General features: G+C 66.2%; 10 protein-coding genes. 7 read left to right on the forward strand and 3 right to left on the reverse strand.

Features of this window, described 5'->3' with window-relative positions; genetic code table 11:
• Positions 1–55 precede the first annotated feature (55 nt).
• Both ACOHX0_RS06160 and ntrX read left to right on the forward strand, forming a co-directional pair.
• Positions 56–2,341 carry a sensor histidine kinase NtrY-like gene (locus tag ACOHX0_RS06160; RefSeq protein WP_420675811.1) on the forward strand — a complete coding sequence of 762 codons (2,286 nt, stop codon included), beginning with the start codon at positions 56–58 and terminating at the stop codon, positions 2,339–2,341.
• Positions 2,338–3,768: a nitrogen assimilation response regulator NtrX gene (gene ntrX, locus ACOHX0_RS06165; protein ID WP_420675812.1), complete on the forward strand. Its 1,431-nt coding sequence runs from the start codon at positions 2,338–2,340 to the stop codon at positions 3,766–3,768. Before ACOHX0_RS06160 ends, ntrX begins: the two co-directional genes overlap by 4 nt.
• A gap of 73 nt (positions 3,769–3,841) precedes the next feature.
• Here ntrX and ACOHX0_RS06170 read toward each other — a convergent pair whose 3' ends face one another.
• The gene (locus tag ACOHX0_RS06170) at positions 3,842–4,312 is read right to left on the reverse strand and encodes a hypothetical protein (protein WP_420675813.1); all 471 of its coding nucleotides are present in this window, start codon (positions 4,310–4,312) and stop codon (positions 3,842–3,844) included.
• A gap of 102 nt (positions 4,313–4,414) precedes the next feature.
• Here ACOHX0_RS06170 and trkA point away from each other — a divergent pair, with 102 nt between their 5' ends.
• The 4 genes from trkA (at position 4,415) to hflX (ending at position 8,965) form a co-directional block, all read left to right on the forward strand.
• Positions 4,415–5,791 carry a Trk system potassium transporter TrkA gene (gene trkA / locus ACOHX0_RS06175; protein ID WP_420675814.1) on the forward strand — a complete coding sequence of 459 codons (1,377 nt, stop codon included), beginning with the start codon at positions 4,415–4,417 and terminating at the stop codon, positions 5,789–5,791.
• Between the two features lies 1 nt (position 5,792).
• The gene (locus tag ACOHX0_RS06180) at positions 5,793–7,328 is read left to right on the forward strand and encodes a TrkH family potassium uptake protein (protein ID WP_420675815.1); all 1,536 of its coding nucleotides are present in this window, start codon (positions 5,793–5,795) and stop codon (positions 7,326–7,328) included.
• A 126-nt stretch (positions 7,329–7,454) separates the two neighbouring features.
• On the forward strand, positions 7,455–7,694 hold the full coding sequence (gene hfq, locus ACOHX0_RS06185) for an RNA chaperone Hfq (protein WP_008204623.1): 240 nt from the start codon (positions 7,455–7,457) through the stop codon (positions 7,692–7,694).
• Positions 7,694–8,965: a GTPase HflX gene (hflX, locus tag ACOHX0_RS06190; RefSeq protein ID WP_420675816.1), complete on the forward strand. Its 1,272-nt coding sequence runs from the start codon at positions 7,694–7,696 to the stop codon at positions 8,963–8,965. The genes hfq and hflX overlap by 1 nt, the downstream gene beginning before the upstream one ends.
• A 252-nt stretch (positions 8,966–9,217) precedes the next feature.
• Here the strand turns inward: hflX and ACOHX0_RS06195 are convergent, their stop codons facing one another.
• A complete protein-coding gene (locus ACOHX0_RS06195) occupies positions 9,218–11,695 on the reverse strand; it encodes a penicillin acylase family protein (protein WP_420675817.1) in 2,478 nt (825 codons plus the stop codon).
• Between the two features lie 115 nt (positions 11,696–11,810).
• On the opposite strand from ACOHX0_RS06195, the gene ACOHX0_RS06200 reads away from it, so the two are divergent.
• Positions 11,811–12,683 (forward strand): NAD(P)-dependent oxidoreductase, encoded by an 873-nt coding sequence (locus tag ACOHX0_RS06200; protein WP_420675818.1) that lies wholly within the window; start codon positions 11,811–11,813, stop codon positions 12,681–12,683.
• Positions 12,684–12,797: 114 nt separating this feature from the next.
• Here ACOHX0_RS06200 and ACOHX0_RS06205 read toward each other — a convergent pair whose 3' ends face one another.
• Positions 12,798–13,373: a lipid-binding SYLF domain-containing protein gene (locus ACOHX0_RS06205; RefSeq protein ID WP_420675819.1), complete on the reverse strand. Its 576-nt coding sequence runs from the start codon at positions 13,371–13,373 to the stop codon at positions 12,798–12,800.
• Between the last annotated feature and the right edge of the window lie 17 nt (positions 13,374–13,390).

The following is a 13,390-nucleotide window of genomic DNA, read 5'->3' on the forward strand; positions in this document are numbered from 1 at the left end:
CCACGAGATATGGCGGTGACTCGGAAGTAGTCACACATCAGGATGAGGGCAGTCGGTGGCGCAGAAGTCACATCTCCGCTCGGCATACGGGCCGTTCACAGCCATGGACCGCTGGCGGAAAACCCGTAAGGCGCGCAACATCGGCACGCTGGGGCTGGTCCTCCTGGGCCCGCTGCTGACGCTGCTGACCTATCTGGTGATCGGCCCGCTGGGGCATGGAGCCTCCTCCAAGACGCTGCGGCTGATTCTGCTGGCCGACCTCGTCTACATCCTGTCGATCGCGGTGCTGGTGCTGACCCAGACCGTGCGGCTGTTTGCGGCGCGGCGGTCGAAATCGGCGGGCTCCCGGCTGCACCTGCGGCTGATCGGCGCCTTCGGCTTCCTGACGCTGGTGCCCACGGTGATTGTTGCGGTCTTTGCGGTGCTCACCGTAAACGTGGGCCTGGAGGGGTGGTTCTCCCAGCGGGTGCGGCAGGTGATCGGCAGCTCGCTTGCCGCCGCAGAGGCTTATCAGGCGCAACAGAAGGACGACTTGAGCGAGGACGCCCGGGCACTGTCGCGCTACCTCGACAACAGCCGCGCCCGCAGCTTCTTTATCAACGACGCCGAGCTGCGCCAGGTGCTGACCCAGGGGCAGCTGCAGATCCAGCGCGGCTTGCGCGAAGCCTATATCATCGATGGCGCGGGCGAGATCCGCGCCCGTGGCGAGCGGTCTTACGAGTTTGACTACGAAGAGCCAGACACAGGCCAGATCGACGCCGCGCGGGCGCAGGGTTTTGCCCTGATCGAGGATTGGGACAACAGCGAATTCCGCGCGCTGGTGCCGCTCGACGCCTTTGTCGACCGCTACCTCTACATCAGCCGCGATGTCGACGGCGAGCTTCTGAACCTCCTGGACGAAACCCAGGAGACCGCGCATCTTTACCAGCAGCTGGAAAGCGAACGCGGGCGGGTGCTGTTCGAATTTGCGCTGCTCTACCTCGGTTTTGCGGTGATCCTGATCCTCGCCGCGATGTGGCTGGGGATGTGGTTTGCCGAACGGCTGTCGCGCCCTGTGGGCCGGCTCACCATTGCGGCGCAGCGGGTGGGCGCGGGCAATCTGGACGTGCAGGTTCCGGAAGAGGGCGGCAGCGGCGACGAGATTGCGCAATTGGGTCAGTATTTCAACCAGATGACCCGTGAGCTTAAAGCTCAGCACGGCCGCCTCGTCGACAACAACCGGCAGATTGAACGGCGCCGCCGCCTGTTCGACTCGGTATTGTCTTCGGTGACGTCGGGTGTGGTCGGGCTCGACCCGGACGGGCGTATCGCTTTCGTCAACCGCTCCGCCGAGCGGCTTCTGGACTGGCAGGACGACCAGCAATCGCTGGCGCTGGCCGTCGCGGTGCCGGAGTTCGGGCCGCTGTTCGAGGAATTGTCCGCCAGCGGCGCCGATGTGGTGCAGGAGGAAATCAAGGTGACCCGCCAGGGCCGTCTGGAGAACCTGCTGGTGCGGATGGCGCCGCGGCGCTCGGGCGAGGGGCGGCTGGAGGGCTACGTGGTGGCCTTCGATGATGTGACCGACCTGGTCAGCGCCCAGCGGATGGCAGCCTGGGGCGACGTGGCGCGGCGCATCGCGCATGAGATCAAAAACCCGCTCACCCCGATCCAGCTCAGCGCCGAACGCATCAAGCGCAAGTTCGGGCCCAAGCTGGAAACCGAAAGCGACAGCGACCAGCTGCGCGCGATGACCGATGTGATCGTGCGCCAGACCAACGACCTGCGCCGGATCGTGGACGAGTTCTCCAAGTTCGCCCGTATGCCGGAGCCGGAGCGGCGCGAGGAGAACCTCGCCAAACTGGTGCAGGACGCGGTGATCCTGCAGCAGACCGGCCAGCCCGAGGTGAAGATCGCGGCCGATCTGCCGGAGGCGGAGATGCCTGCCGATCTGGATGCCACGATGATTGGCCAGGCGCTTACCAACCTCATCAAGAACGCTGGCGAAGCGATCGAAAGCCTGAGGAAAAAAGGCGCGCCGGAAGGCTACGCACCGGAAATCCGGGTTGAGGCCGCGCGCGCCGCCACCGGCTATGAGATCCGCATCGCCGACAATGGTATCGGCCTGCCCGAAGACCGGGCACGGCTGTTTGAGCCTTATGTGACGACCCGCGATGCGGGCACCGGGCTGGGGCTTCCGATCGTCAAGAAGATCATCGAAGAGCACGGGGGCACGCTCACGCTGGAAGATGCCCCAGCCTTTGACGGGCAGGCGCACTTCGGTGCCATGGCCGTCATCCGCCTGCCCGCAGCAGTACGGGCAGATGCGCAAAACAAAGCGACAGTGAAAGCAGGTCTGACATGAGTGACATTCTGATTGTGGACGACGAGCGGGACATCCGCGAACTGGTCTCCGACATTCTGGAAGACGAAGGTTATGCCACCCGAAAGGCGGGCAGCTCGGACGAATGCATGGCGCGGCTGGAGGAGGAAGCGCCGGCGCTGCTGATCCTCGATATCTGGCTGAAGGACAGCCAGATGGACGGCATCGACATCCTGAAGACGGTGAAACGCGACAATCCGGAGATCCCGGTGGTGATCATCTCGGGCCATGGCAACATCGAGATTGCGGTCGCGGCGATCAAACAGGGGGCTTACGATTTCATCGAGAAACCCTTCAACATCGACCAGCTGATGGTGGTGATCCGGCGCGCGATGGAAGCTTCGCAGCTGCGCCGCGAAAACACCGATCTCAAGCGCAAGGACAATGGCGCAGCCGAGATGATCGGCGCCTCGGCTGCCTTCCGCACCCTTGCGGGCCAGCTCGACAAGGTGACCAAGTCGAACGGCCGGGTGATGCTGACCGGCCCCGCGGGCAGCGGCAAGGAGATCGCAGCGCGCTACATCCACGCCAATTCGGCCCGCGCCGCAGCGCCCTTTGTCACCGTCAATTGCGCCAGCATCGAGCCCGAGCGCATGGAGGAGGTGCTGTTCGGCCGCGAAAGCCACGAGCGCGGGGTGGAGCCGGGCCTTCTGGAGCAGGCGCACGGCGGCGTCGTGTTTTTCGACGAGGTCGCCGACATGCCGCTTGGCACCCAGTCCAAGATCCTGCGGGTGCTGGTCGACCAGCAGTTCCAGCGCGCAGGCGGCAGCGAGAAGATCCGGGTCGATCTGCGGGTGATTTCTGCCACCAACAAGGATCTGGACACCGAAATCGATGCCGGCCGCTTCCGCCAGGAGCTGTTTCACCGGCTGAACGTGGTGCCGGTGGCGGTGCCCTCTCTGGCCGACCGGCGCGAGGATATCCCGCTGCTGGCAGGTCACTTCATCCGCCAGTTCAACGAGGCCCAGGGGCTGCCGCTGCGCGAGCTGACCGATGAGGCCGTGGCGCTGATGCAGACAATGATGTGGCCCGGCAACGTGCGCCAGCTGAAGAACCTGGTGGAGCGGGTGCTGATCCTCGGCGAGGGCAGCGGCCCGATCGAGGCGAGGGACCTGCCGCGGGAGGAGGAGAAGCCGCAGGGCGACGGCCGGGTGGTGCTGTCGGGCGCGCTGGCCACGCTGCCTTTGCGCGAAGCGCGCGAGGCCTTCGAGCGCGAATACCTGCTGACCCAGATCAACCGCTTTGGCGGCAACATCAGCCGCACCGCGTCATTTGTCGGCATGGAGCGCTCGGCGCTGCACCGCAAGCTGAAGTCGCTGGGCGTGGTGACCTCCAGCAAGGCGGGCGCCCGCGTGGCGCGGGTCGAGGCGGACGCAGAAACGGAAGCGGCGGAGGCAGACGCGGTCTGAGCCGTGCCACAAAGGCTGCCGGGCGGGGACGCGCGGCCCGGCAGCCGGTCGGCCGGCAAGCCGGGCTGCCCGGTCAGCCGCCGGAGCTGGTGCCGACCAGAGTGGTGCCGCCGCGGGTTCTCAACGCGCAGTTGCCGGGGCCGAGCGGCGGCAGCGCGGGGCCTGCGGCGCGGGCCTGGCCCTGCGGGCAGCGCTTCAGGCTTAGCTGCTGATAGCCCTTGCCCGCCATGCAGGCGCGCTCCAGCCGCAGCCGCAACGGCCGGTTCACGTCCACCGTGTAATAGCTGCCCTCCACCCAGATGCTTGAATGATAGCGGCAATCGCCATGGTGGCAGAACCGGCCGCCGGGGCGGTAGATGGGAGGTCGCTGGCGGATCTGGCTGGCGACAGGGGCCTGCTGCAGCGCCTCTGCCTCGCAGGCCAGCTCGTCCGCCTGCAGGCGCGACACCTCAGCGCCCTGTCTGTAGTAAACCGGAAGCGGCCCGCAGGCGGCAAGGCCCAGCAGCGCCAGGGCTGCGGCGGATATCACGCGCGCGAGGTGCATGGCCGAAGAATGCCTGCAAACTGAGGGCGTTACAATTAAATTGACCGTGATGGCGGCATCTGTCATTCAATCCGGGCAAAATGGCGCCCAAAGGACAGGCTCATGAAGGTTATCATCTGCGGCGCGGGCCAGGTCGGATGGCAGATCGCCCGCCACCTTTCCGGCGAGCACAATGATGTCACCGTGGTCGACAGCAATCCCGATCTGGTGCGCCGCGCCACCGATACGCTGGATGTGCAGGGGGTTGCGGGTTTTGCTTCCTACCCGGATGTGCTGGAGCGGGCGGGCGCGCGCGATGCCGACATGATAATCGCCGCCACCCATTCCGACGAAGTGAACATGGTGACCTGCCAGGTGGCGCATTCGGTGTTTTCGGTGCAGCGCAAGATCGCGCGGCTGCGGGCGAAAAGCTACCTCACCGCGATCTACTCCGACCTTTACCGCCGCGAGCACCTGCCGATCGACGTGGTGATCAGCCCCGAGCGCGAGGTTGCCGCCGCCGCCATGCTGCGGCTGTCGGCGCCCGCGGCCTTTGATATCGAGACCTTCATGGGCGGCAAAGCGCAGCTCCTGGGCATCCAGATCGACGAGCACTGCCCGGTGGTGAACACGCCGCTCAGGCAGCTGACCGACCTGTTTTCCACCCTGCGCGCCATTGTCGTCGGAGTGCGGCGCGAGGGCACGCTGTTTGCGCCGGAGCCGGGCGATCAGCTGTTTGTGGGCGACAGCTGCTATGTCTTTGCCCATGCCGAGGACGTGACCCGCACGGTGGAGGTTTTCGGCAAGACCGAGAAACGCCAGGACCGCGTGGTGGTCGTGGGCGGCGGCAATGTCGGGCTGGAGGTCGCCAAGGCGCTGGAGGCGCGCACCAGCCGCATCCGCGCCAAGGTGATCGAGCGCGACCGCAAGAGCGCCGAGCACGCCGCCGAGGAGCTGGAGCGGACCATTGTGCTGAACGGCGACGGGCTGGACCGGGCGCTGATGATCGAAGCGGGCATCGACAAGGCCGACGCGATGCTGGCGGTGACCGACGACGACCGCACCAACATGCTGGCTGCGGTGCGCGCCAAGGCCGAGGGCTGCCCCTTTGCCATCGCGCTGATCAACGATCCGACCCTGGTGGCGCTGCTGCCGCACCTGGGGATCGACGCCTATATCAACCCGCGCTCCACCACGGTGAGCTCGATCCTGCGCCACATCCGCTATGGCCGGGTGCGGCAGGTCTACTCGCTGGGCGATGCCGAGGCCGAGATGATCGAGGCCGAGGTGCTGTCGACTTCGCCGATCGCGGGCCAGATGATCCGGGAGACCGATTTCCCCGAAGGGGTGCTGGTCGGCGGCGTCCTGAAGAACGGCGAGATGCTGCGTCCGACCGGGCAGACGCGGATCGAGGAGGGCGACGTGATCGCGCTCTTTGCCATGGCCGATGACGTGCCCGAGGTGGAGCGCCTGCTGCAGGTCTCGATCGATTACTTCTGACATGGCGCGCGCGGTCAAAGCCTCCCACGGCATCCTGCGGCTGCCCTTGTTCCTGCTGCTCTGGGGCGTGGCCTCTCTGGCGATGTGGGTGCCCGCCACCCATGCGTTGGTGCAGGATAACCACCACACCGCGCAAAGCTTTTTCTTTGCAGGCCTCGGCGGGCTGGTGCTGGTGGGGCTGACCGGTCTTGCTCTGGGCAACCGCATCCCGCGCTACGGCATGCCGGGGCAACTGTTGTCGCTGCTTGCGGCCTTTGCGGTGCTGCCGCTGTTCCTGGCGGTGCCGGTGCACGAGGCGATGGTCAACACCCGCTTTCTGAACGCCTATTTCGACATGGTGAGCGCCATCACCACCACCGGCGCGGATGTCTTCGACGACCCCGCACGGTTGTCCAACAGCGTGCACCTGTGGCGGGCGATGGTGGGCTGGATGGGCGGCCTTCTGATGTGGATCGCCGCCTCCGCCGTGCTGGCTCCGATGTCGCTTGGCGGTTTCGAGGTTACCGCCAAGGGGGTGCCGGGCGGGGGCGCGGGGGTTCCTGCGCAGATGCAGAAAGCCGATCCCCGCCGTCAGCTGGTCCTGGTGTTCCGCACCCTGGCGCCGGTCTACTGCGGGCTGACGCTGGTGCTGTGGGTGCTCCTGATGATGACGGGCGAGGCGGCGCTGGCGGGGCTGTGCCATGCGATGTCGGTGCTGGCGACGTCTGGGATTTCGGCCACCGGCGGGGTGCAGGACGCGGCCAGCGGCATCCCGGGAGAAATGGTGATGTTCCTGTTCATGTTCTTTGCGCTGTCGCGGCTCACTTTCTCCAGCGATACCGTCACCTCCGGCCATGGCCGCCTGGACCGCGACCCGGAGTTCCGCACCGGTCTGCTGATCATCCTCGGTGTGCCGCTGGTGCTGTTCCTGCGCCACTGGGTCGCGGCCTTCGAGGTTTCTGCAACCGCCGACCCCGCGCAGGCGCTGACGGCGCTGTGGGGGGCCGTGTTCACGGTGATGTCCTTCCTGTCGACCACCGGCTTTGAAAGTTCCGAATGGGCCGCGGCGCGGGAGTGGTCCGGGCTGGAGACGCCGGGCATGATCCTCCTGGGGCTGGCGGTCTTTGGCGGCGGCGTGGCGACCACGGCGGGGGGCGTCAAACTGCTCAGGGTCTATGCGCTCTACCTCAACGGCCTGCGCGAGATGGAGCGGCTGGTGCATCCGCATTCGGTCAGCGGCGGCGGCGACCGGGCCCGCCGCCTGCAGAAGAATGGGGCCTATGTGGCTTGGATCTTCTTCATGCTCTTTGCCCTGTCGCTGGCGGTGATCAGCACCGCGCTGGCAGCAGTGGGCACCGATTTCGAGCAGTCGATGATCCTCGCGGTGGCGGCGCTGTCCACCACCGGCCCCTTGACCGAGGCCGCGGCCAGCACGCCGATCGTGCTCAATCAGCTTGCCGATCCGGCCAAGCTGATCCTCTGCGTCGCGATGGTGCTGGGGCGGCTGGAGACGCTGGCCTTCATCGCGCTCCTGTCGCCCAACCTCTGGCGCAGCTGATCGGCTGAATGCCGTATCTGCGCTTTGTTTTTTCGGGTGGAATCTGATTTCAACTGCGTCCATACTCAAAGGAATCCGGCGCGCTCGCGCATCGCGCGCAGCAAGAAAAAAGGCGAGATAACAAAAATGGCTTCGGACAGACAGAATCTTCAGGATGCCTTCCTGAATCACGTTCGTAAAACCAAGGTTCCAGTCACAATTTTTCTGATCAACGGGGTCAAGCTGCAGGGTGTAATCACCTGGTTCGACAATTTTTGCGTGCTTTTGCGCCGCGACGGACAGTCGCAGCTGGTCTACAAACACGCGATTTCGACCATCATGCCGGCCCAGCCGATCAGCCTTTATGAAGGTGAAGACGCCTCTTGATGGAGCATGACAGGAAGCAGACCCGGGCCTGGGTTCTGCATCCGGAAATCAAATCCGACAGCGAACGCCGGGATCCCGGCTTCGCGCTCGAAGAAGCCGCCGCCCTGGCTGCGGCTCTGCCTGATCTAACGGTTGCGGGCTCCGGTGTCGTGCGCCTGCCCAAGGCGCATCCCGGCATGCTGTTCGGATCGGGCAAGATCGAAGAGCTGGGCCAGATCTTCAAGGCCGAGGAGGTCGAACTGGTGCTGATCGACGGGCCGGTTTCGCCCGTGCAGCAGCGCAACCTGGAGAAGGCCTGGAAGGTCAAGATCCTGGACCGGACCGGGCTGATCCTGGAGATCTTCTCGGACCGGGCGGCGACACGCGAGGGCGTGCTTCAGGTCGAGATGGCTGCGCTCAGCTATCAGCGCACCCGGCTGGTGCGGGCCTGGACCCACCTGGAGCGGCAGCGCGGCGGGCTTGGCTTTGTCGGCGGCCCCGGTGAAACCCAGATCGAGGCCGACCGCCGCGCCATCGACGACCAGCTGGTGCGCCTGCGCCGCCAGCTTGACAAGGTGGTGAAGACCCGCGCGCTGCACCGTGCCTCGCGTGCCAAGGTGCCTTATCCGATCGTGGCGCTGGTGGGCTATACCAACGCCGGCAAGTCGACCCTGTTCAACCGGCTCACGGGCGCCGAGGTGATGGCCAAGGACATGCTCTTTGCCACCCTGGACCCGACGATGCGCCGGGTCGAGCTGCCGGACGGGCCAGAAATCATCCTTTCCGACACGGTGGGCTTCATCTCCGATCTGCCGACCGAGCTGGTTGCCGCCTTCCGCGCCACGCTGGAGGAGGTGCTGGCGGCCGACGTGGTGCTGCACGTGCGTGACATCAGCCACCCGCAGACCCGCGAGCAGGCCGCCGACGTGGAGGCGATCCTCACTTCGCTTGGAGTGGAGGAGGAGCGCGCCCGGATCGAGGTCTGGAACAAGCTGGATCTGTTGCCGGAGGAAGAGGCCGCAGCCCGCCGCGACCGGGCCGCGCGAGAAGAAGGGATCCACGCGATCTCCGCTCTCACGGGGGAGGGGCTGGATGCGCTTCTGGCCGATGTGGCGGAAAAACTGCAAGGCGTGCGCCACGAAGAGGTGCTGAGCCTCGCGTTTTCGCAAGGCAAGCAACGCGCCTGGCTGTTCCAGCAGGACCTGGTGCAGAGTGAGACACAGACCGACGACGGTTTCGATCTCACCGTGCTCTGGACCGAACGGCAGAAGGCGCAGTACAGGAAGCTCTGAGCGCTGATCTTCTGGCTCGTGAAATGAGAAAGCCCTCCGTTTATGGAGGGCTTTTTTTGCTATTGGACCGGGCTAAGCAATGCACCAGCGCGGAACAAGGCCGAAGGCCGCCGCGCATCGCCGGCGCGCCCTCACGCGGCGGCGATTTGGCTGATGCTTGGCGGTCCATCGACAGGGTCTACGGACTTGGCAGCCATAAACTGCCTGTAACTGCGGTTCGGATCGCCACCGCGCGCACCGCCGATGCGCGGCTCAGTCCCGCGGGCTGATCCGTGTCACCCCGACAGCCGCCGCGCGCGCCAGCTCCTCGTCCAGTGACATCGGGATGTACTCGCCGCGCCGCCAGAGCTGCGCCATGTCGTCGTAATGGCGCGACAGGAAATGCCCGGACTGGCCGGTCGACAGGATGAAGACCGAGCTGTCGGGATCGGCAAAGTCATAGACGCCGCGGTAGCCGGCTGCATGCACATTCTGAAACGGCGCCGGGTCCTTGCCCGAGCTGCGGCCGCGCTGCAGCGTATGGTCGCCGCCGCTGGTGGACTGGCGGATGTTGACGAAGAAGCGCAAAAGCGGCACCTCGCCCAGCACCGGGTGGTCGTGGGTTGCCTCATGCGCATCGCCCCAGCGCAGCGATTCCAAGGTGCCGCCATGGTTCTCGGCAATCCAGATCAGCGCATCGTCCAGCGCCAGCCGGGCCATACCGGCGCAGGTCTCCCGCGGGGCGCTCTGGCGCACGTCACACCAGGCCGAGGCGCCATCGACGTCGCGGTAGACACGTTCGATGAACAGCGGCTCGGCATGGGTGAACTCGCGGGCCAGCGGCCCCAGCTCGTCTGCGATCAGCCGGGTCTGCAAGGCGCGCAGCCAGGCGGCGTAGATCAGCGGCTCGGGCAGGTGCTCGTTCATCTCGCCGTTCCATTCCGACAGCAGCGCGAGCGCCTTCTGCCGCTGCCGCTCGGGCGTGCCTTCGGGCGCGGCTTCGCCGGTGAACCACAGATCGGCGCCAATTAGCGGCAGGAGCGCGCGGGCGGTGAAGGAAACGGTGTCGAGCTGGGCTTCGATGAAGCTGTCGCGTGTATGCACCTCGCGGTCCTGCATCAGCTTCTTCCAGCGGTGGATGCGCTGGGTGTCGCCCCAGTCGAAAGAGACATGCTCCGGGAAGGGGCGGTCCAGAAGTTTGTTGTTCGTATTGCCAAGGATACCGCCGCGGGGGCTCACGAATTCCGGATTTTTGGCATAAGGCGCGCGGCCTTGCCAGCGGTTCTCCGCGCGCCAGCCCTGGCTTGGCATCCGGCCTTTGCTGTCGTGGCGGGCGTCGCGCCGGGGGAAGGCGCCGACAGTTTTCATCGCGATGGTGGTCCGGTCCGCAAGCGTCAGATTTTGCGAGGGCGCAATGAAATCCTCGCCCGCAGAAATTGCCTCTTGCACGTTTGCACTGCGCATGAGGTTCAGCGCCGCGGTCATCGAGGTGTCATCGGGGCTGAGCGCGGTCCAGCCAAGCGCCACCACATGGCCGGGCGGGGTGATTGTGGAAAGGTTGAACAGCGAGCCGGGCAGCACCGGGCCGTTGCGGGTCCAGCGCAGGGTGAGGGTAACTGGTGCTTCGCCCTTGATCCCGATGATCGACGGGCGCGTGATGAAATCCTCCCAGCCGTCCTCAGATTTGTACTGTTCGGGGTTCGCCGGATTCAGCTGTTCGATGAACAGGTCCATGTCGTCCATGTAGGAGGAGGTGACCCCCCAGCCAAGCGTCTCGGAGCGGCCTGTGATCACGGCCGGCACGCCGGGGATAGTGCCGCCGATCACGCCGCCGGTGCCCAGCTCCAGCCGCGCCAGATACCAGATCGCGGGCGCGGTGAGACCGAGATGCGGGTCATTGGCCAGCAGCGTGCCGCCCGAGGCGGAGCGGTCGGGAGCGGCGGCCCAGGCGTTGGAGGCGCCGCCGAGCCCGCGCGGCGCGAGCGGGAACAGGAGGCTTTCCGTTTCCGCGGCGGTGTTTTCCGCAAACCGCGCCACGCCGGGCACCAGGCTGGCATATTCCGGCAGCGCTGCCACGCCATTGCCGGGGGCGTCGGGCAGGATGTCCTTCAACCGCGCCGCATCCTCCAGCGTGAGCGAGACGCGGGCGCGCAGGATCTCCTCCCGCATGTGGCCGGAGAGCTGCAGCGCCATCAGCTTCATCACCGCGATGCTGTCCGCGGGCTGCCACGGGGCGACGGGCATGTTGAACAGGAACATCTCGGGGGCGCCGCGCCCCAGCGCGTCTTCATTGATCTCGGTCAGCCGTGCGTTGACACCCGCGGCATAGGCTTTGAGCGCGGTGAGCGTCCCGGGCGTCTGGTCCTCCACCGATTCCTGCGCCAGCCGGTAGAGGCCGAGCCGGCGCAGGAAGACGTCGGTCTCCACCGTGCGGGGGCCGAAGATCTCCGACAGGCGCCCCTGCGCGGTGCGGCGCAGCACGGCCATCTGCCACAGACGGTCCTGCGCGTGCGCGTAGCCGAGGCCGAAGTAGACATCCTCGTCGCTGGCGCCATAGCTGCCGAAGACATGCGGAACATTGGCATTGTCGCGCACGATCTCCAGCGGTGCCGCAGGGCCGGGCAGGGCAATGTCCTTGCCGTAGTCGGGCAGCGATTGCGAGGCGAGGAAATAGACCAGCGCGAGCGCCAGAACCGAAAGCAGGGTGAGCCCTGCGGCCAGGCGCAGGAGCCAGCGGAAAAGACGTCCCATCAGCGGCAGAATTCCTCAGGTAATGGTTGCCGTCCCCGTTGCAGCGATTGCGCCCGGCGGCGCGGCTGCTAGGGTTAGCCGCAACATATGCGAAGACGGAACAGGGGAAAAGCAGATGGCGAAACTGGCGTTTCTGGGGCTGGGGGTGATGGGCTATCCGATGGCCGGGCACCTCGCGGCAGCGGGGCATGAGGTCACTGTCTACAACCGCACCGAGGCCAAGGCGCGCAAGTGGGTCGGGGAGCACAAGGGCGGCTTTGCCGCGACGCCGCGGGCGGCGGCCTCGGGCGCGGAGATGGTGATGGCCTGCGTCGGCAACGACGACGACCTGCGCGCGGTCTGCCTGGGACCGGACGGCGCCTTTGCCGGCATGGCCGGGGGCAGCACCTTTGTCGATCACACCACGGTTTCGGCCAAGGTCACGCGCGAGCTTCATGCCGCGGCCGCAGAGCGCGGTATCGCCTTTGTCGATGCGCCGGTTTCGGGCGGCCAGGCGGGGGCGGAGAACGGCGTGTTGTCGGTGATGTGCGGCGGCGATGCAGCGGCTTTCGAGGCTGCCGAGCCAGTGATCGGCGCCTATGCCAGGATCTGCCGCCGCCTCGGCGAAAGCGGCGCCGGCCAGCTGGCCAAGATGTGCAACCAGATCGCCATTGCAGGGCTGGTGCAGGGTCTGAGCGAGGCGCTGCATTTTGCTGAGAAGGCCGGGCTTGACGGGCGCGCGGTGGCCGAAGTGATCAGCCAGGGCGCAGCGGGCAGCTGGCAGATGGTGAACCGGCACGAGACGATGCTGGACGGTCACTTCGAGCACGGCTTTGCGGTCGACTGGATGCGCAAGGACCTGGGCATCTGCCTGGCGGCGGCGGATGAGGCGGGCGCAAGCCTGCCTGTGACCGCGCTGGTCGATCAGTTCTACAAGGATGTGCAGCGCATGGGCGGCGGGCGCTGGGATACGTCGTCGCTGATCAAGCGGTTGCGCGACTTTGGGTGAGGTTCGCGGGGCAAGGATCTGAAAGGAAATGGCCTTTCCCAAGGGAAAGGCCATGCCTCCGGCGGGGATATTTTCAGCAAGAGGAAGCCGGAGCGCGCCTCCCGCCCGCCCCGCTCAGGGGATGATGCGGGTATATTTGGTGCCTTCCAGCGTGGCGCCGACGCGCAGACCGGCCTGGCCGAAGACCACCGCCAGAACCGGCGAAGTCAGCGTGTTGGTGTCGGCGGTGAGCGCGTTGCCCTCGTCGCGCACCACGTATTCAACATCGGCACCAGCGGCCCAGCCCGAGGAACGGCGGAAGCCCGCCAGCGCGCCGTCGGTCATGAAGAACAGCACATGGGCGTATTGCTGGGCGCCGATCTGAAACCCGGCGTTGCCCTTCACGGTGGAGTAATAGTCCACAGTGACTCCATTGATGCGCAGCGCGCCGCGTCCGTAGGCGCCGCCGAAGACAAAGCCTGCCTCGGTCACCAGCGGCATCACCAGCATGGCGGTGGCTTTTTCGGCCAGTGTCACGGTGTTGGGATAGCGGCTGTACATCTGGTTCAGCGTTGCATCGACCCGCGCGTCGATGGTGGCGGCGTTGTTGTTGCCAACGCCATTGCCGCAGGCGGCGGTGACGCCGGCACCAGCCAGGGCGCCAAGCGCAAATCCGCGCCGGGTCAAACGGGAAGAGGAAAAACTGCTCATGTTTCAGGGGCCTGTAA

The organism is Cribrihabitans pelagius (genome assembly GCF_048820915.1).
Lineage (GTDB): Bacteria > Pseudomonadota > Alphaproteobacteria > Rhodobacterales > Rhodobacteraceae > Cribrihabitans_A > Cribrihabitans_A pelagius.

What these genes read in the sequence shown, in the direction of transcription:
- ntrX (WP_420675812.1), top strand. Translation starts at nt 2,338, where the DNA reads ATGAGTGACATTCTGATTGTGGACGACGAGCGGGACATCCGCGAACTG.
- ACOHX0_RS06170 (WP_420675813.1), bottom strand. Translation starts at nt 4,312, where the DNA reads ATGCACCTCGCGCGCGTGATATCCGCCGCAGCCCTGGCGCTGCTGGGC.
- trkA (WP_420675814.1), top strand. Translation starts at nt 4,415, where the DNA reads ATGAAGGTTATCATCTGCGGCGCGGGCCAGGTCGGATGGCAGATCGCC.
- ACOHX0_RS06180 (WP_420675815.1), top strand. Translation starts at nt 5,793, where the DNA reads ATGGCGCGCGCGGTCAAAGCCTCCCACGGCATCCTGCGGCTGCCCTTG.
- hfq (WP_008204623.1), top strand. Translation starts at nt 7,455, where the DNA reads ATGGCTTCGGACAGACAGAATCTTCAGGATGCCTTCCTGAATCACGTT.
- hflX (WP_420675816.1), top strand. Translation starts at nt 7,694, where the DNA reads ATGGAGCATGACAGGAAGCAGACCCGGGCCTGGGTTCTGCATCCGGAA.
- ACOHX0_RS06195 (WP_420675817.1), bottom strand. Translation starts at nt 11,695, where the DNA reads ATGGGACGTCTTTTCCGCTGGCTCCTGCGCCTGGCCGCAGGGCTCACC.
- ACOHX0_RS06200 (WP_420675818.1), top strand. Translation starts at nt 11,811, where the DNA reads ATGGCGAAACTGGCGTTTCTGGGGCTGGGGGTGATGGGCTATCCGATG.
- ACOHX0_RS06205 (WP_420675819.1), bottom strand. Translation starts at nt 13,373, where the DNA reads ATGAGCAGTTTTTCCTCTTCCCGTTTGACCCGGCGCGGATTTGCGCTT.